At 63.2% G+C, this 19,637-nt stretch carries 19 protein-coding genes, 1 tRNA gene, 1 pseudogene and 1 riboswitch; of the genes and pseudogenes, 12 read left to right on the top strand and 9 right to left on the bottom strand.

The genetic code is table 11. The features are described 5' to 3' along the window. The first annotated feature begins 9 nt into the window (after positions 1-9). From VFP86_13070 to VFP86_13050, 5 genes are read left to right on the top strand one after another with little or no spacing between them, the layout of a single operon-like run. A complete protein-coding gene (locus VFP86_13070) occupies positions 10-1,149 on the top strand; it encodes an ABC transporter substrate-binding protein (GenBank protein ID HET9000569.1) in 1,140 nt (379 codons plus the stop codon). A 30-nt stretch (positions 1,150-1,179) separates the two neighbouring features. Further along, positions 1,180-2,298, top strand: a complete 1,119-nt coding sequence (locus VFP86_13065; GenBank protein ID HET9000568.1) for an ABC transporter ATP-binding protein — start codon at positions 1,180-1,182, stop codon at positions 2,296-2,298. Further along, positions 2,295-3,206: an ABC transporter permease gene (locus VFP86_13060; GenBank protein ID HET9000567.1), complete on the top strand. Its 912-nt coding sequence runs from the start codon at positions 2,295-2,297 to the stop codon at positions 3,204-3,206. Before VFP86_13065 ends, VFP86_13060 begins: the two co-directional genes overlap by 4 nt. Further along, positions 3,203-4,018: an ABC transporter permease gene (locus tag VFP86_13055; GenBank protein ID HET9000566.1), complete on the top strand. Its 816-nt coding sequence runs from the start codon at positions 3,203-3,205 to the stop codon at positions 4,016-4,018. The genes VFP86_13060 and VFP86_13055 overlap by 4 nt, the downstream gene beginning before the upstream one ends. A gap of 36 nt (positions 4,019-4,054) precedes the next feature. Beyond that, a complete protein-coding gene (locus VFP86_13050) occupies positions 4,055-5,044 on the top strand; it encodes a succinylglutamate desuccinylase/aspartoacylase family protein (GenBank protein HET9000565.1) in 990 nt (329 codons plus the stop codon). A 6-nt stretch (positions 5,045-5,050) separates the two neighbouring features. Here the strand turns inward: VFP86_13050 and VFP86_13045 are convergent, their stop codons facing one another. Then, positions 5,051-6,160: a Xaa-Pro peptidase family protein gene (locus VFP86_13045; GenBank protein ID HET9000564.1), complete on the bottom strand. Its 1,110-nt coding sequence runs from the start codon at positions 6,158-6,160 to the stop codon at positions 5,051-5,053. A 145-nt stretch (positions 6,161-6,305) separates the two neighbouring features. On the opposite strand from VFP86_13045, the gene paaI reads away from it, so the two are divergent. The 5 genes from paaI to VFP86_13020 all read left to right on the top strand — a co-directional run bounded on the left by paaI (position 6,306) and on the right by VFP86_13020 (position 10,846). Then, positions 6,306-6,761 (top strand): hydroxyphenylacetyl-CoA thioesterase PaaI, encoded by a 456-nt coding sequence (paaI, locus tag VFP86_13040; protein ID HET9000563.1) that lies wholly within the window; start codon positions 6,306-6,308, stop codon positions 6,759-6,761. Between the two features lie 217 nt (positions 6,762-6,978). Further along, positions 6,979-7,764 (top strand): hypothetical protein, encoded by a 786-nt coding sequence (locus VFP86_13035; protein HET9000562.1) that lies wholly within the window; start codon positions 6,979-6,981, stop codon positions 7,762-7,764. 168 nt (positions 7,765-7,932) lie between these two features. Beyond that, a riboswitch (cyclic di-GMP riboswitch) is annotated at positions 7,933-8,009 on the top strand. A 92-nt stretch (positions 8,010-8,101) separates the two neighbouring features. Further along, complete coding sequence (locus VFP86_13030; protein ID HET9000561.1) at positions 8,102-9,730, top strand: hypothetical protein; 1,629 nt, start codon at positions 8,102-8,104, stop codon at positions 9,728-9,730. 27 nt (positions 9,731-9,757) lie between these two features. Further along, on the top strand, positions 9,758-10,174 hold the full coding sequence (locus tag VFP86_13025) for a hypothetical protein (protein HET9000560.1): 417 nt from the start codon (positions 9,758-9,760) through the stop codon (positions 10,172-10,174). A gap of 129 nt (positions 10,175-10,303) precedes the next feature. Continuing rightward, the gene (locus VFP86_13020; protein ID HET9000559.1) at positions 10,304-10,846 is read left to right on the top strand and encodes a hypothetical protein; all 543 of its coding nucleotides are present in this window, start codon (positions 10,304-10,306) and stop codon (positions 10,844-10,846) included. Between the two features lie 85 nt (positions 10,847-10,931). On the opposite strand, the gene VFP86_13015 is transcribed toward VFP86_13020, so the two are convergent. The 6 genes and pseudogenes from VFP86_13015 to VFP86_12990 all read right to left on the bottom strand — a co-directional run bounded on the left by VFP86_13015 (position 10,932) and on the right by VFP86_12990 (position 16,340). Beyond that, positions 10,932-11,354: a hypothetical protein gene (locus VFP86_13015; protein ID HET9000558.1), complete on the bottom strand. Its 423-nt coding sequence runs from the start codon at positions 11,352-11,354 to the stop codon at positions 10,932-10,934. 208 nt (positions 11,355-11,562) lie between these two features. Continuing rightward, positions 11,563-11,778, bottom strand: a pseudogene (locus VFP86_13010) (hypothetical protein). Positions 11,779-12,352: 574 nt separating this feature from the next. Further along, positions 12,353-13,009, bottom strand: coding sequence for a polysaccharide biosynthesis/export family protein (locus VFP86_13005; GenBank protein ID HET9000557.1), 657 nt, complete (start codon positions 13,007-13,009; stop codon positions 12,353-12,355). Then, entirely contained in the window at positions 13,006-13,503 is a 498-nt protein-coding gene (locus VFP86_13000; GenBank protein HET9000556.1) for an AMIN domain-containing protein, read from the bottom strand. The genes VFP86_13005 and VFP86_13000 overlap by 4 nt, the downstream gene beginning before the upstream one ends. A gap of 1,165 nt (positions 13,504-14,668) precedes the next feature. Beyond that, positions 14,669-14,744, bottom strand: a tRNA-Arg gene (locus VFP86_12995). 87 nt (positions 14,745-14,831) lie between these two features. Further along, positions 14,832-16,340, bottom strand: a complete 1,509-nt coding sequence (locus VFP86_12990; GenBank protein HET9000555.1) for a hypothetical protein — start codon at positions 16,338-16,340, stop codon at positions 14,832-14,834. A 414-nt stretch (positions 16,341-16,754) separates the two neighbouring features. Here VFP86_12990 and VFP86_12985 point away from each other — a divergent pair, with 414 nt between their 5' ends. Continuing rightward, the gene (locus tag VFP86_12985; protein HET9000554.1) at positions 16,755-17,171 is read left to right on the top strand and encodes an archease; all 417 of its coding nucleotides are present in this window, start codon (positions 16,755-16,757) and stop codon (positions 17,169-17,171) included. A gap of 16 nt (positions 17,172-17,187) precedes the next feature. Further along, positions 17,188-18,645, top strand: a complete 1,458-nt coding sequence (locus tag VFP86_12980; protein ID HET9000553.1) for an RtcB family protein — start codon at positions 17,188-17,190, stop codon at positions 18,643-18,645. A 3-nt stretch (positions 18,646-18,648) separates the two neighbouring features. Here VFP86_12980 and VFP86_12975 read toward each other — a convergent pair whose 3' ends face one another. Continuing rightward, on the bottom strand, positions 18,649-19,128 hold the full coding sequence (locus tag VFP86_12975) for a cold shock domain-containing protein (protein HET9000552.1): 480 nt from the start codon (positions 19,126-19,128) through the stop codon (positions 18,649-18,651). A gap of 182 nt (positions 19,129-19,310) precedes the next feature. After that, positions 19,311-19,637: hypothetical protein (locus tag VFP86_12970; GenBank protein ID HET9000551.1), on the bottom strand; the 327-nt coding region annotated here is incomplete at its 5' end.

The raw sequence follows: 19,637 nt of genomic DNA, 5'->3' as shown, positions 1-19,637 counted from the left end.
GGGAGAGCGATGAGTGGGGGGTTCGGTCGAGCACTGACACGCAGGCAACTCCTCCGGAAGACCGGAGCGGCGGGCGCGGCACTCGGCCTCGGCATGTTGGGGGGAAAGCCGGCCCTGGCGCAGGCGCCGGTTGCGGGTGGCCGGAAGGTGCAGGTCACGGAGTTCATCTGGATCGGCGGGGGACAGGGAGTCGTCCCCCGTGAGGTCAAGTCGGCATTCGAGAAGAACCACGCCAACGTGAACATCGAGCTCTACGAAGGGACGAACGCGCTCACGTTCCCCAAAATGGTCGCGCAGCGGCAGGTCGACCCGAACAAGCCCCTCATCAACTTCGGATTCTTCAATGTCGATGCCCAGACCAAGGGCGAGATCGCCCAGTTATGGGCCAGCCTCGATCCCAGGAAGGTTCCCAACATGGCCGACGTCTATCCAAACTACCACCGGCCAAACAACACGGGCATCGGATGGGGGCTCAGCGGGTATGCCTTCCTCTACAATAAAACGCTCGTGAAAGATCCGCCGGCGACCTGGAATGACATCTTCGCTCCGCGGTTCAAGGGCAAGGTCATGGTCTTCGACTATGGGTCGGGCGGCGGATTCAACGATGTGCTCGGAGTCGCCCACGCGAACGGCGGGGACGCGAAGCACATCGACCGCGCATTCGAGATGTTCGCCAAGGCCGCCAAAGACGGGCAATTCCTCGCCCTCTTCACGACCAACGAACAGGTGAAAGATGCGCTGGCGCGGGGGGAGGCTCTGATCGCCCCCTACTTCACCAGCTTCGGCATCACCTGGAACCAGGAGAGTTCGGACGGCAAGGGACCCTTCGGGTATGCGATCCCCAAGGAGGGGATGATCGCGTACACGTACTACTTCAACATCGTCCAGGGGTCCAACGCCGATCAGGCTGAAGTCGCCTCGGATGTCATTAACATCTATCTGTCAAAATCCGTGATCGGTCGCTATTGCAACCTGACGGCGACGATCCCGGCGGTACAAGGGGTCACCCTGAAATCCGACCTGCAAAAGGAACCTGTGTTCCAACCAAGCGCCATCGAGAAGGCCATACAACCGGATTGGGTCACCGCAAACCTCCAAAACAACGCCTGGAGACAGCGGTGGGATCGGGAAATCAAAGCGAAGATGTAACATCTTAACAGGGGACCGACGCGCTGACTCGTGGCAGTTCCGGCGGGCCGTGAGGTCGGTGTTCACCCGGCGGTCGAGCTGCGACACGTCACGAAATGGTTTGGGAAGGTCCAAGCCGTTCGCGGCGTGACGCTTCAGATCGAGGGAAACGAGTTCTTCTCGCTCCTCGGGCCCAGCGGCTGCGGCAAGACGACGATCTTGAGGATGGTCGGCGGGTTCGAGCGACCAACCGAAGGGGAAGTCTTTCTACAAGGGCGCGGCGTCACCGACATCCCGCCGTACCGGCGAGACACGAATCTGATCTTCCAGCACCTCGCGCTGTTTCCGCATCTCGATGTCTTCGACAACATCGCCTTCGGTTTGCGAATGAAGCGGCGCGACCGGGAGACCATCCGGCAGAAGGTCTCGCGGGCGCTTGAACTGGTCGATCTTGCCGATCTGGGTGCGCGGCGCATTCACCAGCTCAGCGGGGGGCAGCAGCAGCGCGTCGCCATCGCGAGGGCCCTGGTCAACGAACCAGCGGTGTTGCTGCTGGATGAACCCCTGGGATCGCTGGATCTCCGTCTCAGAATGCAGATGCAGATCGAGCTCAAGGAAATCCAGCACCGGGTCGGGACAACGTTCATCTATGTGACCCACGACCAGGCCGAAGCCCTGACGATGTCGGATCGCATTGCCGTGATGCGCGATGGGCGGGTCGAGCAAGTTGGCACCGGCCGGGACGTGTATGAGAGACCCCGGACCCGGTTCGTCGCGATGTTCCTCGGCGACAGCAACCTCTTCGAGGGGCGGATCACGGCGAAGGACGGGGACAGTGTACAGGTCCAAACGGCGGATCTCACCGTCCTGGCTCCCGCGCAGCCCGGGGTGGCTCCCGGGGCCACGGTCTCGCTCTGTGTCCGCCCGGAACGGATGCGCGCCCTCCATGCGGTTGGGGCGGCCGCCGGCGATGAGCGGTACGAGAATACCACGGCGGTACGGGTCCGCAGCGTCACCTTCAAGGGATCCGTGATCGAATACCGGCTCGCCACTTCCTCCGGGCACCCGCTCATGATGCAAACGCATTCGGACGGAAGCCCGATTTTTTCGCAGGACGAGTCGCTCACGGTAGGCTGGCGCAAGGACGATTGCGTGGTGATGGCGGAATGACCGTCGAGACGCCCCTCCCCGCGACCTCGATGCGGTCTCGCGGCACCTGGCGATCGCGCGCGGTCGTGGTTGGTCTCGTCGGGCCGGCCGTTGTATACATCCTAGCGCTCCTCGCCCCCGCGATGGCCATCTTGCTGGTCAACAGTGCGTACCATTTCACCGGGACGGCCGTGCAACCCGTTCTCACGTTCGAGGCCTACCATCGGTTTTTCGCCGATCCGTTCTATGGGAACGTCGTCACGCAGGAGATCCGACTGGCGGTGGTCACGACTGTGCTGTGCGTGGCGATCGGCTATCCCGCGGCCTATGCCATCGCGAAGATTCGCCGGCCGGGATGGATGATCGCCGCTTACATCTTGATCTTCTCCCCGTTGCTGACCAGCACCATCGTGCGGGCATATGGGTGGGTGATCATCCTGGCCCGCCGGGGCCTGGTGAACTGGCTCCTCGCGCAACTCCACGTGACCAATGGGCCGGTCCTCCTAGTGTACAATGTCACCGGAGTGACGATTGCGCTGGTGCATGTCCTCTTGCCGTTCACCGTGTTTCCCATCCTCAGTGTGCTGTTACGCTTGGACCCTGCGCTCCGCGAGGCGGCCGCGGACCTCGGGGCGAACCGTCTGCAGGCGTTTTTGCGCGTGACGTGGCCGCTCTCGTTTCCGGGGCTCTATGCCGCCGCCCAACTGACATTTGTGCTGGCCATGAATGCCTATGTGACACCACAACTCCTGGGGGGCGGGCGGGTGCAGGTCCTCCCCCTGCTCATCTACCAAAACATCTCCGACCTCAATTGGCCGCTGGCCGCCGTGGAAGCCATCGCGCTCATCGCGCTGGTCTGGGGGATCATCCTCTCCTCGAACCTCCTGTTTCGCCGTTCCATCGCGATCGCGGAGGGACGCTCCGGATGAACGGCAGGCGCGACTGGCCGACCCTAATCCTGTGGGGCTTCCTTGGTCTGGTGGGCGTGTACATGCTCGCCCCGCTCCTGTTCGTGATCGTCGATTCGTTCAATCCCTCTACGTATGGTATCTTCCCCCTGACCGGCGCGACGGTGCGCTGGTACGCAAACGTCTTCCAAGTCCCCGAGTTCAGAAGGGGCCTCTGGATCTCCCTGATTGTCGCTTCCGGCGCCACAGCGATCGCCATCACCTTGGGCACCCTCGCCGCGTATGGGCTGACGCGGTATCGATTCCGAGAACGGGACCTCGTTCGGTCGTTCCTCTTGCTTCCGATTATCGTGCCGGCGATCGTGTTCGGCGCGGCGCTGTTCCTGCTGTACATTCGAATCGGGCTGTATGGAACGATCGCCGGCCTCATCCTGGGCCACGCCCTTCTCGGGCTGCCCTTCGTCGTCTCGGTAGTCACGGCGAGCCTTCTGACGTTCGCCCGCGACTATGAGGAAGCGGCGATGGATCTCGGCGCCAACCCGGTGCGCACCTTCCTTACGGTCACGATCCCCGCCATCCGGCCCGGCCTGACGGTCGGGGCATTGTTCGCCTTCGTGACCTCTTTTGATCAAGTCGAAGTCTCTTTGTTCCTCACGCGGCCCAGGTACAACACGCTCCCGATTGCCATGTTCAACTACGAGCAGAACTACCAGGATCCGACGCTCGCGGCCATCTCCACGGTGCTGATCGGGTTTACCGTGATCCTGGTCCTGGTGGCCGTCTCCCTCTTAAGGACCCAGGAGTATCGCAGGCTGATCGAGCGCCGCCAATGACGGGCGTCCAATCAGATCACAGGGAGGGTCTTGCACATGGCGGAGATCTTTGAAATCGGGACCATCAGGGTCAGCCCCGGCACGATGGCGACGGGTTATATCGAGAGTGCATACCTGCGCGATGCCTCGCGCGTGCGGATCCCTCTCATCGTCGTGCATGGTACCGAGCCCGGCCCGGTGTTGTGGGTCGGCTCGACCATCCACGGGGATGAGATTCCGGGGTGTGAGGTCATCCGGCGCCTCACGCGGGAACGGCTGGATCCCGGGCAGCTCCGGGGGACCCTCATCGCCGCGCCCGTGCAGCATCCGGTGGCGTACCTGACGTCAACGCGGCTCACCGACCATGACGGCGTGAACATCAATCGCGTGTTCCCCGGAAGCCCGAAGGGAACGCTGACGCAGCGAATCGCGTACGACTTGTTTCACCAAGGTGTCATGCGCGCGGACGCGGTGCTGGACATCCACTCGAATGCCATCGGCGCAGTCAGCTTCAATATCGTCCGTACCGGAGGCGCGGGAAAGGCGTGGGACGCGCAATGGGATCTGGCCGAGGCATTCGGGATCAGCATCTCGGTCGGCCCCGTAGGGCAGCTCGGGCTCAGCGGGACGCTGCAGGATGCCGCGATCGATGCCGGCAAGCCGGCGTTGACCATCGAGCTCTCGGGTGGCTACGTCTGGGAGGAGCCGTCCGTGCGGGCCGGGGTGACGGGGGTGCTCAACATCATGAAATCGCTCAAGATGCTGACCGGTGCGCCCGAGCCGCAGAACGAGGTCACGGTAATTCCCGGCCGCCTGACCAATCGACAGTACCTCACCTGCGACCGGGGCGGGCTCGTCCGACCGCTGAGGTCGCTGGGCTCGGCCGTGAAGCGGAATGACGCCGTCGCGGTCCTCTATGATGTCTTCGGAGCCGAGACCGAGACCATTCGAAGCCCGATCGATGGGTGGGTGATCACCTATCCGTTGACCGGAAACCGAACGGCCGCGAGCGGGGATAGCATCGCCTTCGTGTTCGGCACCGAATAGTACCGGTTACGCTATCTCAGGAAGTTCGTCTGCTGCCATGATATCGGTCCAGACCCGCGGGCCGGCGTCGGTGAGCAGCAACATGTCCTCGAGGTGGACCGATCCCACGCCCGGCACCCGGTCCATGACTTCGACGCAGAGGACCATCCCGGGGAGGAGGCGGGCCGTTGTGCCGGGCGTGATGACCGGCTCCTCGACGACATCGTACCCGGTGCTGTGGCCGACGTAGCGATAGACAAAGGACAGCCCGTGGCGTTTGGCCCGCTCGAGGAATCCCTCATAGACCTCTTCGGCCGGCACCCCGGGCTTCACGAGGTCGATGACTTCTCGCTGCACGGCACGCACTTTTCGATACAGGTCCCGCTGAGCAGGCGTGCCGCGTCCGACGACTACCGTCCGGGCCATGTCTGTGTAGATCCCGGAAAAGAATCCAACCAGGTCGACCCGCAGCAGATCGCCGGCCTGGATCACCCGATCCGTCGGGTGCGCGTGCACGTCCAGCGTCCGCTCAGCCCCCGAGGCCAACGTGAGGAAGGGAATGACGCCGCCTCCCAGGGTCAGCATCGCGTCCTGCATTCGGGCGTAGACTTGTCGCTCCGTCATGCCCCCACCGGCGGCCAGCGTGAATGCTATCTGAATGGCGCGTTCCGCCGCACGGCTGTAAGCGCGGTGCTGTTCCACCTCGTGAGGCAGGCGGGAGTACCGAGCCTCCCGAAACAAGTCCCCGGCGTCCTCGATCCGAGCGCCGGCGAGCAGCGAGGCGAGGTGCCGGGCGTCGGCGGCGGGGAGAAAATCCGTCTCGAGCAGCAGCGCCCCCCGGCGAAGACCGCGGTCCTCGAGGAGGGCGGCAAGAGCCTCCACCGGACCGGTGATGTAGGTGGCCACCTCCGGTATGGTCCCGCGGGATCGTGCAGTATTTTCAAGGACAGCCTGCACGAGCAGGATCGGGTCTCCGCTCGCGGGGACGATGACAAACGCGAACCGCCGGCGGATCATGATCTGGCTGGCGAAGTACACCCCCGCGAGGTGGCGCACGCTCTCCGGAGCAGCCGCGATCGCCGCCACCGCCTCTCGCCGCTGCACTTCCTCTTGGACCCTTTGGGTCGCACCCGCCATACGCCTACCTCCCGGCCCGCGCTTGGCCATCAGCCTGGCGCCACGTGGTGTGCACACGACTCGCCCCTGCAATTACCGCCGGTGACGAGGATCTCCTTGTGCGCTCATCGCAGATGAGCACGATGCGCTATGATTGGTTTTGGGGATGCTCAAGAAGCCGACCGCGCAACAGATCGCCGAAGCCGCCCGCGACGCCATGTGGTCGCAGGACCGGGCAAGTCGTGCGCTCGGCATGGAAGTTCTCGATGTCGGCCCGGGCCGCGCCAGGCTCCGCATGGCGGTGCGACCCGAGATGTGCAACGGCCACCTCATCTGCCACGGTGGGATGATTTTCACGCTCGCCGATTCGGCCTTTGCCTTCGCGTGCAACTCGCACAACCGGGTGACGGTGGCGAACAACTGCTCGATCGCGTTCATCGCCGCGGCCCGCGAGGGCGACATCCTCATCGCCGAAGCCGTTGAGCGCCACCGCGGCACAAGGTCGGGCGTGTACGATGTGACGGTGTCCGATCAGACCGGCAAGCTCGTCGCCGTATTCCGCGGTCACTCCACCCAGATCAAGGGCGAACTGGTGCCGGGGCTCACGACCGGCGGCTCGTAGTCCAACATCGCTCGAGTCCATCGAGCATCTCAGCGATCGGACAACGGTCGCGTTCAGCAGAGTCCTAGGAAGGGACACGGAAGATCTGCATGGAAAGGCATGAACCACTTTCGGCCATGCACCAAGCACATGCGCGGCCGGTCCTCACCTATACGTGATGTCGGAGAGCGGGGGGTAGGCAATGAGCCGGCGTCGGTCTGGCAGGCTGTCGTGGGTGATGGCTGCGTTCGTAATGGCCGCCGGTCCGTTGGCGCACGGGTCTGCGGGGGCCGCTGCGCCGGCAGGAACGCCGCCTCCACCGCCCGGGGCGGGTATGACGGTCACCGGAATTTTGGGGGGCACCGCTCCTGTCGCGATTATTGACACCGGAGAGCAGACCGTCATCGTCGGGGTCGGTGAGCATGTCGGCGATGCGGTGGTAGTCTCGATCCTTCGCCACAAAGTCGTACTAAAGAAAGGCAGCGTGACCTTCGAGGTCCCGGGACCGGCCGCTGAGGTCGGGCCCCCCTTAGTGTTGGGGGTCGGCCCCCCCGCGGGCACCCCCCCGCTACCGCCCGGGGCAGGAATGACGGTCACCGGTATCTTGGGGGGCCGCGCTCCGGTCGCGATTATCCGCGCCGAAGGGCAGACCGTCATCGCGGGCGTCGGCGAGCACGTCGGGGACGCGGTGGTAGTCTCGATCCTTGCCCACAAGGTGGTACTGAAGAAGGGCAGCGTGACCTTCGAGGTCCCGGGACCGGCCGCGCTGGTCGGGACCCCGCTCGTGTTGGGCGTCGGCCCTCCTGGGGGCCCGTCCCCGCTCCCGCCGGGGGCAGGAATGACAGTCACTGGAATCTTGAGGGGCCGCGCCGGGGTGGCGATTATTCGCGTCGAAGGGCAGACCGTCATTGCCGGCGTCGGCGAGCACGTCGGGGACGCGGTCGTGGTCTCGATCCTCGCCGACAAAGTGGTGCTGAAAAATAACGGCGCAACGTTCCAATTACCGATGGGAGGTACGCATTAAGGCGACACTCCACGGATAAACCGCGGTCCAGCACGTTGCTTGGGAATGATAGTCAGGCTCAAACTCTAACGTACGGCGTATTACTCGGAAATTTCTTCCGTTCACGCTATAGGCCGCCTTTGACAGGCCAGTGAACCCCACCGATAATTAAACGTAGGGATCGTGTCTCATCCGAAAGAGCAAACCCGAAGCGATTCGGGGACGCAAAGCCTGACGGGGCCCTCGAGGCTGGCCGGGTTGCCGGAGGAGAGAATTATCAAAACGTGCTGAGACGCAACCTCCAACGAGGTTGCGTTTAATATTGTTGCGCGAAATCTCTTCCGGTGGAGGAGCGAAGATGGCACCGCTGAACAACCCTGGCCTGGCTGGTGATGTCCCGTTCGACACAGTGATATACGCTTCGTCCGGCCTCAACTACGCCGCGGTACCGTCGTTGGTGCAATACAACATCTACGATTCGCCCGACCCCGCCTATGTGACCGGGCGGATCAATGTGTCGGCATTCGCGAACCTAGGCTCCGCGCCATGGCCGTTTCTCAATACGAACGTGCCTCTCAACGGGCACGTATGCATTCCGCGCGGTCGTGGCCCCTTTCCACTAGCTGTGTTCGCTCACGGCAATCACAGTCCGTTCCAGAACTCGACTCCGGGATACCTGTATCTGTGTGCGTTGTTGGCGTCGCACGGAATCATCGCCGCCACGATCGACGTGAATTTTCTCAACGGCTTCAATTTCGGTGAGAACGACGCCAGGGCGATCGTTCATCTAGAGCATCTCAAACAGTTTCGGACGTGGGATGGAATGGCGACCCACCCGCTCCACGGCAAGGTCGACTTGAACCGTATTCTGATCCTCGGCCATTCGCGAGGCGGGGAAGGCGTGGGGCATGCCTCATTCTTCAATCGTCTCACGGGGATCCAACCCGATATCTTCCATCCGGTGGTTCCGCTGGACGGCTCCGCAGGGCTCGGTCCCTATCGCTTTGGCCTGAGCGGCGTGGCAGCCATCGCCCCGACCGACCGGCAATACCAACCCCTCAGCGGGCCAACCGTCGTACCGGATCGCTTCTTTCTGATTCACGGCAGTCGAGATGGAGATGTCTCGACGTTCGAAGGCTACAATATGTACAATCGCGCGCACGCCGTGGACCTGGCCAACCCGACCGTTTCCGACGGAAAGTTGAAGGCCCTGCTCTGGGTGTATCGAGCGAACCACAACCAGTTCAACAGCGTCTGGCCGTCGGAGACGCCGCCCGCTACGACAATGCCCCGTGCCGACCAAGAGCTCATCGCCAAGGTGCATCTTGGAGCATTGGCGCAGGCCCTACTGCTCGACCGTTCAGAGAATCTGGAAGTGCTCCGAGATCATGCCATCGCGGTGACGTGGGTACCCGCCGGCACCGACTTCGTCTCGCAGTATCAAGATCCCGAGCGGGTCTTCGTCCAGCACAATCAGGAAAGCCTCGCCGCCCCGCAAATCTCGTCACCCGTTCAAGGAGCTGTCGCCGCCGACGCGGTTGTCGCCGCGCGCCAGCTGAAAGATCTCGTCAACGCAGGCGCTCCACAAACGACGATTACGCTTCGCCTGGAATGGAACGCACCCGGGGCGCGATTTCTTTTGAAAGTGGACCCGGCGACCCTGCCCGCGGAACGGTACAAGGCGCTGTCGCTGCGCGTCGGACAGTCCACGGAAGCAAAGAATGCCGCCAGTCGCGATCAAGATTTCACCATCGAGGTGTCCAGCGGTTCACGAACGGCCGCGATTCCGGCGAGTTCTCTCCACCGGCTCCTGTATCCCGACGTCGTGTTTGGCGCCGGAAAGATCGTCATGCAGACTTTGCGCCTCCCGTTGAAGCGGCTCGCCGAGCGCGGCGTGGAGCTCAGCGACCTCCGGTCCATCGCGTTTGTCTTCGATCGGCGACCGACCGGCGCGATCTACGTCGGCGATGTGCAAGTGTCCAAATGACTGTTACGTTGGGGGGGAGGTTTGTCTATGCAACCGTCAACACCACCGAAAGCCACAGCGGTCGAGGTCGTGGCCACCCGACCGACCGAAGCGGACAGCGCGGCGATTGCGCACCTGAGCGCGCGCGATAGCAAGTCGCTGCCCCCAGTCACCTATCTCGTCAAGGTCCGCTTTGAGACGATGCCGGAGGCGACGTCGCAGGGTTGGGCGCTTTACGTCAACGACTTTCGCATCCCGAAGTACTGGGCATACAAGGACGGAATCTATTTCAAGGTGTTCGACCAGCAGTTCTTCCGCGACCATCATGGGGAATCGCTGCGGTTCTCCCAGAACGGGACCGACTTTATTGACACCGGCCTGAAATTGGCCGCACCCGATTCGAGCGCCAAGACGTCAGTGAGTGACGTGACCAAACTACCGCGCCAAGATGACGTGCTGAAATAGCCCGTCGCGCGCCGCCGGGAATCTTCGCAGCTTCTCCACATCGCATTCACCGGGTCTTGATATACCGCGGGCATAATAATCGGCAGAGGCGGCACAACTTGTCTTCGCCCGAAGAGCGAGGGATGAAAGATGCGGCGGCTTATCGCGATCATCACGATGGTTCTGCTCGGGAGCCTGGGGCTGGTCGGAACCGGGAACGCCCAGTTGCAATCCGTGCAGATCCAGGGCACCATTCAGGCAGTTGACTGCCAGACTCAGCAGCTGATCCTGAATACCTCAGGGGGTCCAACGACGCTTCAGGTCACAAACCAGACCGCGATCTACGCCAATGGGACGCCCGCTTCGCTCTGCGCGCTTGGGTCGGTGGTCGGGGCGCCCGCAACGGCTCTTGTCGCGCCCAGCGACAACCAGTTTGTGCTGGGGAGGGTCGATGTTGGCGCTTCCGTGACCCCAGCCCAGCCCGCCCCGGGGACCGTGTTGGCCCCACGCACGCCACCCATCGTGGGTATAGCGATCGGCGGCCTCCTGCTCGGCGGGCTTGCGTATCTGATCCTCCATCATCCCAACAACAATAATCGCGACTACAACCCCGACGACTACTCCGGGCGGGGCTACTCGTACGGCCCCTATCGCCGGTGCGCGGACGGCTCTTGGAACCAGTGGTGCCGGTAGGATAAGGCCCACCGTCGTCAAGCCGCGGGCGATAGCTGCCCGCGGCTTGTCTCACCGGTCGCCTAATTTTTGTCGTCGTCGCGCGTTAGGTGTCGTCGCGCGGGGGCATCGGTCCTGACGACGGACCCTCGGTGTTGTCGCCCATCTCGGGAGCCTCCACCGCCGTGGTGGTCACCAGTTCGGCCTTGGTCGCCTCCCACTCGGCCAGGAGGTCCTCCTCGTCGGCAAAGGCGCGGGCGGTCACCGTGTTTCTACGGTTGTCTCGCCTGACGATGATCCCAAACGCATCGCCGAGGGCTGCCCAGTCTTCAGCGTCAATCTCGTCTCGCGCAATATTGCGGTTCAGCTCGATCTGCTCAGTTAGGCGCCGCGTGACATCAGCGCCGTCTCGAAGCAACCCTGCCCATACGTCCTCCTCGAGATTGGTCGTCTCGTCATCGGCGTCTTCCTCGGCCATCGTGTACAGAAGATCGGTAAGCGGCGGGGAAAGTTCGCGACTCGTGTCCATGCTCAATCCTCCCCATTAGGGTTGCCGGCGGGGCCACACGGAACGGTTTGAAAAACCTGGCGGGCCCGGCGGGAGTTGAACCCACGGCCTACCGCTTAGGAGACGATTTAGTGGCAGTTTCCACAGGTGTCCACTCCTATCCTCCCTCGTCCGCCAGAAGGTCATTTGCTTGGGCTCTCGGGAAAGGGGTGGGTTCCAGACGTATCCGTCACCGTCCACCACCGTCCACCCCATTGGCTACAGTTTGGCTACAGTTGACCAAGGCCGGTGAGAGAAGGGCGTCGAGCTTGGACACCGCCTCCTTCTGCATTCCGCCGAGGACATGCGAGTACGTGTCGAGCGTCAGACTCACGGTTGCGTGACCGAGACGCTCCTGGACAATCTTCGGGTGAGCGCCCTGCGCCAGAAGGAGCGTTGCCGCAGTGATAAACTACGATAGCCCTCATCGCAGCTGTCCTTATATCAGGGATTGGACTGAACCTGAGAGCACTTGTTGCCGCCGGTAGAAGATACAGGCCACCCCCGACGATGATGACCAACGATAAGACTATCGTCCGCACTGGGGAAAGATGCCCCCTGGACAAGCCACCGATTCCGTTGACTAGCGCGGCAATGCCAAATGGTAGCATGATGAAGGCCAGGAAAAACGGCAAGAGGTTGTAGCCTATCCGTTGGAAGGCGCCCACCACTATAACCCAGAATCCCGCAGCCACGTAGATGAGGGTGAAGCCTCCGACTACCGCCCATAAACCGCCCGCGATTCTCGCATGTCTCCCAGTCATTCCTTATTTCCTCCCATTTGCTCCCAAATGCGGCGTGCCTTTCGCGGAGGCTATTTAGGTCCAGGTGATCCTTCGGCCAGCAATGGAAGGATGAGGCTTCCCAGGGTCCCACTCGGGGATGCCGTCGGGGTGCAAGCGTCCGTGAGGACGGTAGCGGCGAAGAAGCGGTCTGCCCCCATCACTAGTGGGTTAAGGGGGGCTAAGTCGCCTCTTCCGCTACAACCCGAGGATCATTCTTAAAACACCGATATTGTTCAAGATATCCATGATGCCCAAGCCGCGCCGGGGGACATAAATCAAGTCTCCGGGCTGCAGCTTCAGGTTTGGCGTCGCGGCCTTCCCCTGGATCATCTGGTTCGCCTTAATCGGGATCGCCTTGTTTTTACCGTTTTCAACCCGGACGAGTTGCGAGCCGTCCAGATTCGCCTTGTCCGTCGCGCCTCCCGCGAGCGTGAGCGCGTCGAGAAAGGTCATCTCATAGGTCAGGTCGTAGCGTCCCGGTTTCGACACCTCGCCCATCACATAAATGGGATTCATGCGGAACTGGCGCACGAGGACGGAAACGGACGGCTTCTTCAGGTACTTCGAGTACAATCTCGTCAGCTCGGCCTCGAGTTGTGCCGCCGTCTTCCCCGTCGCCGTTACTTGGTTGATGAGGGGGAGAGCGATAATGCCATCCGGTTTGATCGTCACCGTTCTGGTGAGATCTGGTTCCCCAAACACGTTGATCTCGATCTGGTCGCCGGGGCCGAGGATGTAGTTATCTGGCACCCCAGGATTCGTCGGCGGCGGCTGCACCGGGGCGGCCGGTGAACCATCGACGAGACTTGTGACCAAGAGCAATGCAGCAAGGATCGTGATTCTGGGCTTCATCGCTTTCCCCGTGGGTTCAGCGACGCAGGGCCTGGCAGCGCGCTGGCTTCAGGTAGCATGTTGGACGCGAACCGAGCAATGCTGGAAGACCGAGCTGCGGTGAGCTGTTGAGTGCCGGTCGAAGGCTCACTCCCCTTATCTCGTTCCTTCGCGGCGAGGCTCACGACGATCGTGGTCTTGTCCAGCGATGTGGCGACGTGGACCGGGATGGGCTCCGTGAGCTCCAAGACCACCCGGACGACATCCGGGGCATTCTGACCGGCGCGAACCTGCCGCACGATGCCTCGGCCGGCCGGTAGCTTCCCCGACCCGAGGGCCAGTTGGGCCCTGGAGACGTCTACCACGACCCAGTCTCGTTCGACGTTGCGGAGCCGATACCGGATGGGTCCGGATGCAGAGATCGAGACCCACGGCCGGCTGGGCGTTCCCCAGAGCGTGATGCCTGTGACCGTGGCGATTCCACCTCGAACGCTGCTGTCTGGCCGAGCGGCCACGGCGGCCGTCTGGCGAGGCCCGATGGAAACGTTCGAGACCGGACTGACCCTCAAATCTCGTGCTTCCGTGATTGCGTTCACAGCCGACAGACCTGCTGCGTCCCCGTGGTGCGTCGAGGGGGCATCAATCCGCGGCGCCTCGACCGAAAGCACACGTGGGGGGATTTGGAAACTTGGCGTGAGTGATACAGGGCTCGTCGGTAGCTTCGGTTTGACTTTGCGCCCCGGATCAGGAAGCAACATGGTACCGACTGTCAGAACAAACACGAAGCTCAATACAAACGCCGTACCCGCTCGCAACAAGTCCGGAGGTTCACGACGAACCCTGCGGGGCAGGGCGACGACGAAATCCACCACGCTCCGACTTACGGTCCCCCCCCTCCTGCTGATCATCTCAATCGGCGTCAGTCGCATGAGTTTCGGCGCACCGGGTCACGGCTCAGTTGGTCGGCGCGACTCAAGAGGATCTTGGATGAAGACCTAGTGCAACTCACGTTGATTCCACCCGCGCGCGATGTACAGTCCGATGACCGTGTCTAGAGGATATTTGCGGGGATGTCGGCGGCGACTGTGTGGGTAGACACAACCGGTACCCTATATTTAGGCGCGATCAATGGGGTTTCGCAATCCGCCATAGGGTATAACGTGTTTCAACCAAAAGGTAGATCCGGGACGCGGAAGAGACGAAGGGACGGTTGCCGGCACCGGGGTACGGCGAGGCCCGCACGGTTCGTCGGGTCGGCCCGCCCCCTGCCGAGTCCGACGTGATTCAGCGGCACGGCGAACCTCGACGTCCCGTATCGCGTGCATATCGGGCTGGGGCAGAGGCAATTCGGGATCGAGCGCCACATTCGGCTGTGGGAGAAACGTCCCGCCAGGGAATCCGTTGAAGGCACCACCGCCATTTGCCATTCGCACCTCACCTCACGATCGCGACGTCGCCCCAACCCTAGCCTGGGAACGAACGGCAACATCGTTTGTCCGCCGCCAGCTGGAGGTTGAGGGAGAGTCGCCATTATATCGCGCTCCTTCGGTGCTCATTAGGCATCATACACTCCTCGACCAAACGTTCGCGAAACCTGCGTTGGGGAATGCGATTGGCTACAGTTAGGCTACAGTAGCCAGGATCACACCGAGGAGGATCATGCGGAAAGCCTTGGTAATCTGGCGGGCCCGGCGGGAGTTGAACCCACGGCCTACCGCTTAGGAGGCGGTCGCTCTATCCACTGAGCTACGGGCCCCAGTTCGGGGAACATTCTACCGACACACGATTATACCACGCACCTGCGCGCTCAATCCGGCAGCCTGCCAGGCGCCCCCCCGGAAGCTTATGGGCTGAGTTCGATCTTGACCGGCACGTCCGCCTGAACAGACTGCACAATCGCGAGGCTCAAACCCACCGCCTGTTGGGTCGAAGGTTTCAAGGTGATCGTGAACTGAGTCCCGGTGACGCTGACCCTGGCGGCAAAGCCTGCCTTGATCAAACGGTTCGCGATCTCTTCGGCGCGATGCCGATTGGAGATCGGGCCCACTTTGACCAGGTACAATTGCACGTAACCTCTAGAAGGCGTCGCCTGCGATGAGGCCGCGGACGGCGAGGCCGGAGGCACGACTGTTCCGGGCGCCGCGGCAGGTCCCGGCGCGATCGCCGGCTGCTGTGGGGCGGGGCCCACCGCGGGCTGAGACGGTGAGATCCCCGGCACCAGTTGGATTCTGATCGGCAAGTCCGCTCCAATGGACTTGAGAACAGTGAGCCCCTGGGCGACCGTCGCCTGCGGCGGGGGGGTCAGCGTCACCGTGTACTGGCCAGCCGTGTTGGCATCAACTCTGGCCGTGAACCCCGCCTTGGCCAGGCTTTCGGCGGTGTCCAGGGCACCCTGCTGATCTGAGAACGGACCCACCTCGACCCGGTAGAGTGGCCAGGGCAACACCTGCGTGACCGTTTGCGCCTGGTTGGCGGCAACCGGGAGGCCCGTGGCTCCAAGCAGCGTGACCTCGCTCTGCGTCGTGATGGGCGCGCTCGCGATCCCGTACAGGGAGGTCCCCGACGGCGTGTACAAGGTCGCTCCCGGGGGAAGCGCTCGTGTGTCCGGTTGCACTTGATTAGACGCGACCGGAAGAACCGTAACCCCCCGCTGCGTGACCGTGCTCTGCGTGGTGATCGGCGCGGTCGCGAACCCGTACACGGAGGTACCGGACGGCGTGTATAGCGTCGCGGCGGGCGGGATCGCCTGCGGGTTCGGCGGCGCAGGGGTGAGCGGCACCCCCCACACCGGGACTGCGGTCTGTGGTGGGTACCCGGTCGACCCCAAGTTCAGCGATGTGATGGGCACGGTTGGCGGCTGCGGTGCCGCCGGGGCGGCGGGCGGCCTCAGCACCGTCGGGGCGGCTGCCGGTTGTTCCGTCACCGGCGGCGCGCCGATCGCTGATGTTCCGGCCGGCGCGGGGGTGGCCGCCGCGGGAATGGCGACGGCAGGCGCTTCCGCCAGGGTCGTCTGAGAGGTGTTGGCCCGTGACACCGGCAGCCTGAAGGTCCGATTGTCGCGCCCGAGGACGACTTCGTTCGGTGCGATGGCCTTCACGGTGAAGTCTCGGATGCGATCGCCAACGCCGACAACGTACGATTGCCCCCCCATTTCAATGATGGCCACGCGAACACGTCCACCGGCGATACCCGTCACCGTGATGCCAGCAGTTGCCGAAGGCGCTGCGGGCGACGGTGCGGGGCTTGCGTTCGCAGCCGACACTCCAATGAGGACGACGATCAAGCTCCCCGCCCACCAGAGGACCGGCTTCGCGAGCACTCCGTTATCTGAACGCCGCGGAACCACGGGCATCACCACCTCTCCTGTGACGCGGGATTTCCATGTCAGGTCCTGAATCCCTCCAGCCAATCGGTTCCTGAACCTCCAATCGTTCGAATACCTCCAGTCGATGGGTTTGCCAACAGCTCAATCAGTGGATATTTGGGGAACCCGTCGTCGAAGACTGCGCAACACCGGCGTTTGAGGAACCGCTTCCTGCGACGAGGAGAACGAACAACACCCCCGCCAGCCAGACCATCGGCCTGCTCATGAACCGTCACCGCCTTCACTTGCGATTGAGCGCCTCTCGCGTGGGGGCTACTCTTCCGCCTCCCTACCAATCTTCCCTTCCCGCGATGCGCGGGCGTGAAAACACGCTATAGTACATCTAGGGATCTGTTTCGGCGTTGCCAGGCGATCGGACGGATGAGGCCGAGGAACCGGTCGATGCAGGGATTCGAGACGTTTGATCACACAGCGGACATCGGGCTTCTTGCCCGCGGTGGGACCCTCGCGGAATTGTTTGAGAACGCGGCGCGCGGCCTGATCGACCTTTCAGTCGACCCCGGGGGACTCCGGGGGGAGATCCGGATAGAGACCACCGTCTCGGCGCGAGATCGGGAGGCGCTCTTGGTGGCCTGGCTCAACGAACTCCTGTACCTGCTGGACACGCAGCGATTCCTTCCCCGTCAAAGCCAGATCACCCACATCAGCGACACGCATCTGGCCGCGGCCCTCCTTGGCGACACCGTCGACCCCGCGCGCCACACTGTGCGGCGGATGATCAAGGCGGCCACGTATCACGGCCTGTCGCTCCGCCACGTTGACGGCGTGTGGGAAGCCCGCGTCATCCTGGACCTCTAACGCCGGGAGGACATCGATGGCCCAACACGGTCAGGTCTTGCAACGCCGGGACGCCTACCGGTGGGAGATCCCGACAACGTACAGACCTGGAATGCGCGTGCCGGGGGTCATTTACGCGGATGAACACTTGATCGAGCAGATCGAGGAAGACCAGGCCCTCGAGCAGGTCGCCAACGCGGCCACACTCCCAGGCGTTGTGCGATGGGCGATTGCGATGCCGGACATCCATTGGGGTTACGGCTTCCCGATCGGCGGCGTCGCGGCGATGCGCCCGGAGGACGGCGTCGTCTCGCCGGGGGCTGTCGGGTACGACATCAATTGTGGAGTCAGGCTCCTGACCACACACCTCACGGACGAGGACGTCCGCCCGAGATTGGAGGCGCTGGCCGAGCGCCTGTTTCGGAACATCCCCTCCGGCGTCGGCGCGCACGGACGGTTACGGCTGACGCTCACAGAGATCCCGGAGGTTTTGCGGAGTGGGGCTGCTTGGGCAGTCGGCCGAGGATACGGTCGACCACCCGACCTTGGGCGCATCGAATCCCATGGGACCATCCCGGGGGCGCAGCCGGACGAGGTGAGCCGGAAGGCCCTCTCCCGCGGACTGGACCAGCTCGGAACGCTCGGATCGGGCAACCACTTCTTGGAGATTCAGCGGGTGGAAGAGATCCACGACCCCCACGCCGCTCGGGTCTTCGGCTTGCATCATCCTGGTCAAGTGACCGTGCTGATGCACTGCGGATCGCGCGGGCTGGGACACCAGGTGTGCGACGACTATCTGGAGATCTGCGGCCGTTCGCTCCCCCGCTACGGGATCACGCTTCCCGATCGCCAACTCGCCTGCGCCCCGATCTCCGCTCCCGAAGGTCAGGCGTACCTTGGCGTCATGGCCGCCGCGGCAAACTTTGCGTTTGCCAACCGCCAGGTGATCACCCACTGGGTGCGTGAGTCCTTCGAGGAGATCCTGAAGCAGAGCGCCGAGACGATCGGGCTCGACACCGTGTACGACGTCGCGCACAACATGGCAAAGATGGAAGAACACACTGTCGATGGAACCCCGATGCGCGTCTGCGTGCACCGGAAAGGGGCCACGCGCGGGTTCCCCGCCGGACATCCGGACGTCCCCCTCGAGTACCGGAGCGTTGGCCATCCGGTACTGGTCCCGGGCGACATGGGGCGCTACTCTTACGTGCTGGTCGGCACACCCGTGGCAATGGCCGAAACGTTTGGATCGACCCCGCACGGAGCAGGACGGCTGCGCAGCCGCGGCGCGGCCAAGCGGCTTCTTCGTGGGGTCGATCTGGTGGACGCGCTCGCGAGACGCGGGATCCTCGTCCGAGCGGCGAGCCGTGATCTCCTTGCGGAGGAGGCGTCCGAAGCCTACAAGGATGTCGCGGACGTCGTGCGGGCGAGTAACGGAGCGGGGCTCACACGCACCGTCGCGCGGCTTCAGCCGCTCGCGGTCGTCAAAGGGTGAGGCTTACGGCTCCCCCTCGGGTGTCTCCTCGGGCCCCGGAACGGCGCCCTCTTCCGGGGCGCCCTCACCGGCCTCCGGCTCTTCCACCGGAATCCCTTCACCGCTATCGCTTCGAACGAACCCCTGGGCTCTGATGGGCCGCGGCGCGGGGCGGCCGGACGCCTGACGCCGCACCCGAACCGCCTTGGGGCGCCCGTCCTTGCCCGGTGCGAGATCAAACGACACGACTTCGCCCGGCTCCAGCGACCGCATTCCCGTCCCTTCGATATCACTGTAATGGACGAAAAAGTTGCGATTCATCGACTCGCACTCGATGAACCCCCAGCCGTGCTCGAACCTCGACACCATGCCGGTGTACCTGTGGCCGTCGTCTCCGTCGACCGTGGCTTGTGCCCCGTTGCCGGACCGATCGATCGATTGAACACCGAGGTGGGTGCACAGGGCACGCAGCATCGATTCGATCCGATCTAATTGAGAAGACATGACTATACCCTCCAACCAACATGCCGGCCGCAGTGGCCGCAAGGTGACGCCAAACGTCTAACCCAGTTTCACCTACTAAATACGGGGGTGCGGACGGGTTGGTTCGTGACTTGCGGGCGCGTCCGGAGAGTCCCTTCCTTGTATCTTATCTATTCCACCTGAAGAGTACTGTAAAACTCTTTTTATGTCGCGTCAATGTTCACAGGGCGGGATCCCCCATTCCCGATGCGGAGGACCAGCCGGCGATCGGTTGCCTCGACGATCGCCAGGGGGAACCCGTCGATGAGATGCGGGTCGAGTGCCGCGAACGCGTCCTCCCCGGTCAGGACGTCGATGGTAATACTCCCCTTCGAGTACGTCCGGAGCCGTGCCGTTCTCACCCCCCTCACTCGCGACACCGCGGTCACCAGCTTCGTCGCTTGGAGGTAGCTGTTCACCGGACTGACGACAATCTCGCCTCCCCGTTGCGCGGTTGGGATGCGCATGCCCGTGCCGCTGTTGATCAGGGG

The organism is bacterium, from assembly GCA_035703895.1.
Classification (GTDB): Bacteria; Sysuimicrobiota; Sysuimicrobiia; order Sysuimicrobiales; family Segetimicrobiaceae; genus Segetimicrobium.
The sequence above is the reverse complement of the archived record's forward strand: the minus strand, read 5'-3'. Positions and strand labels throughout refer to the sequence as shown.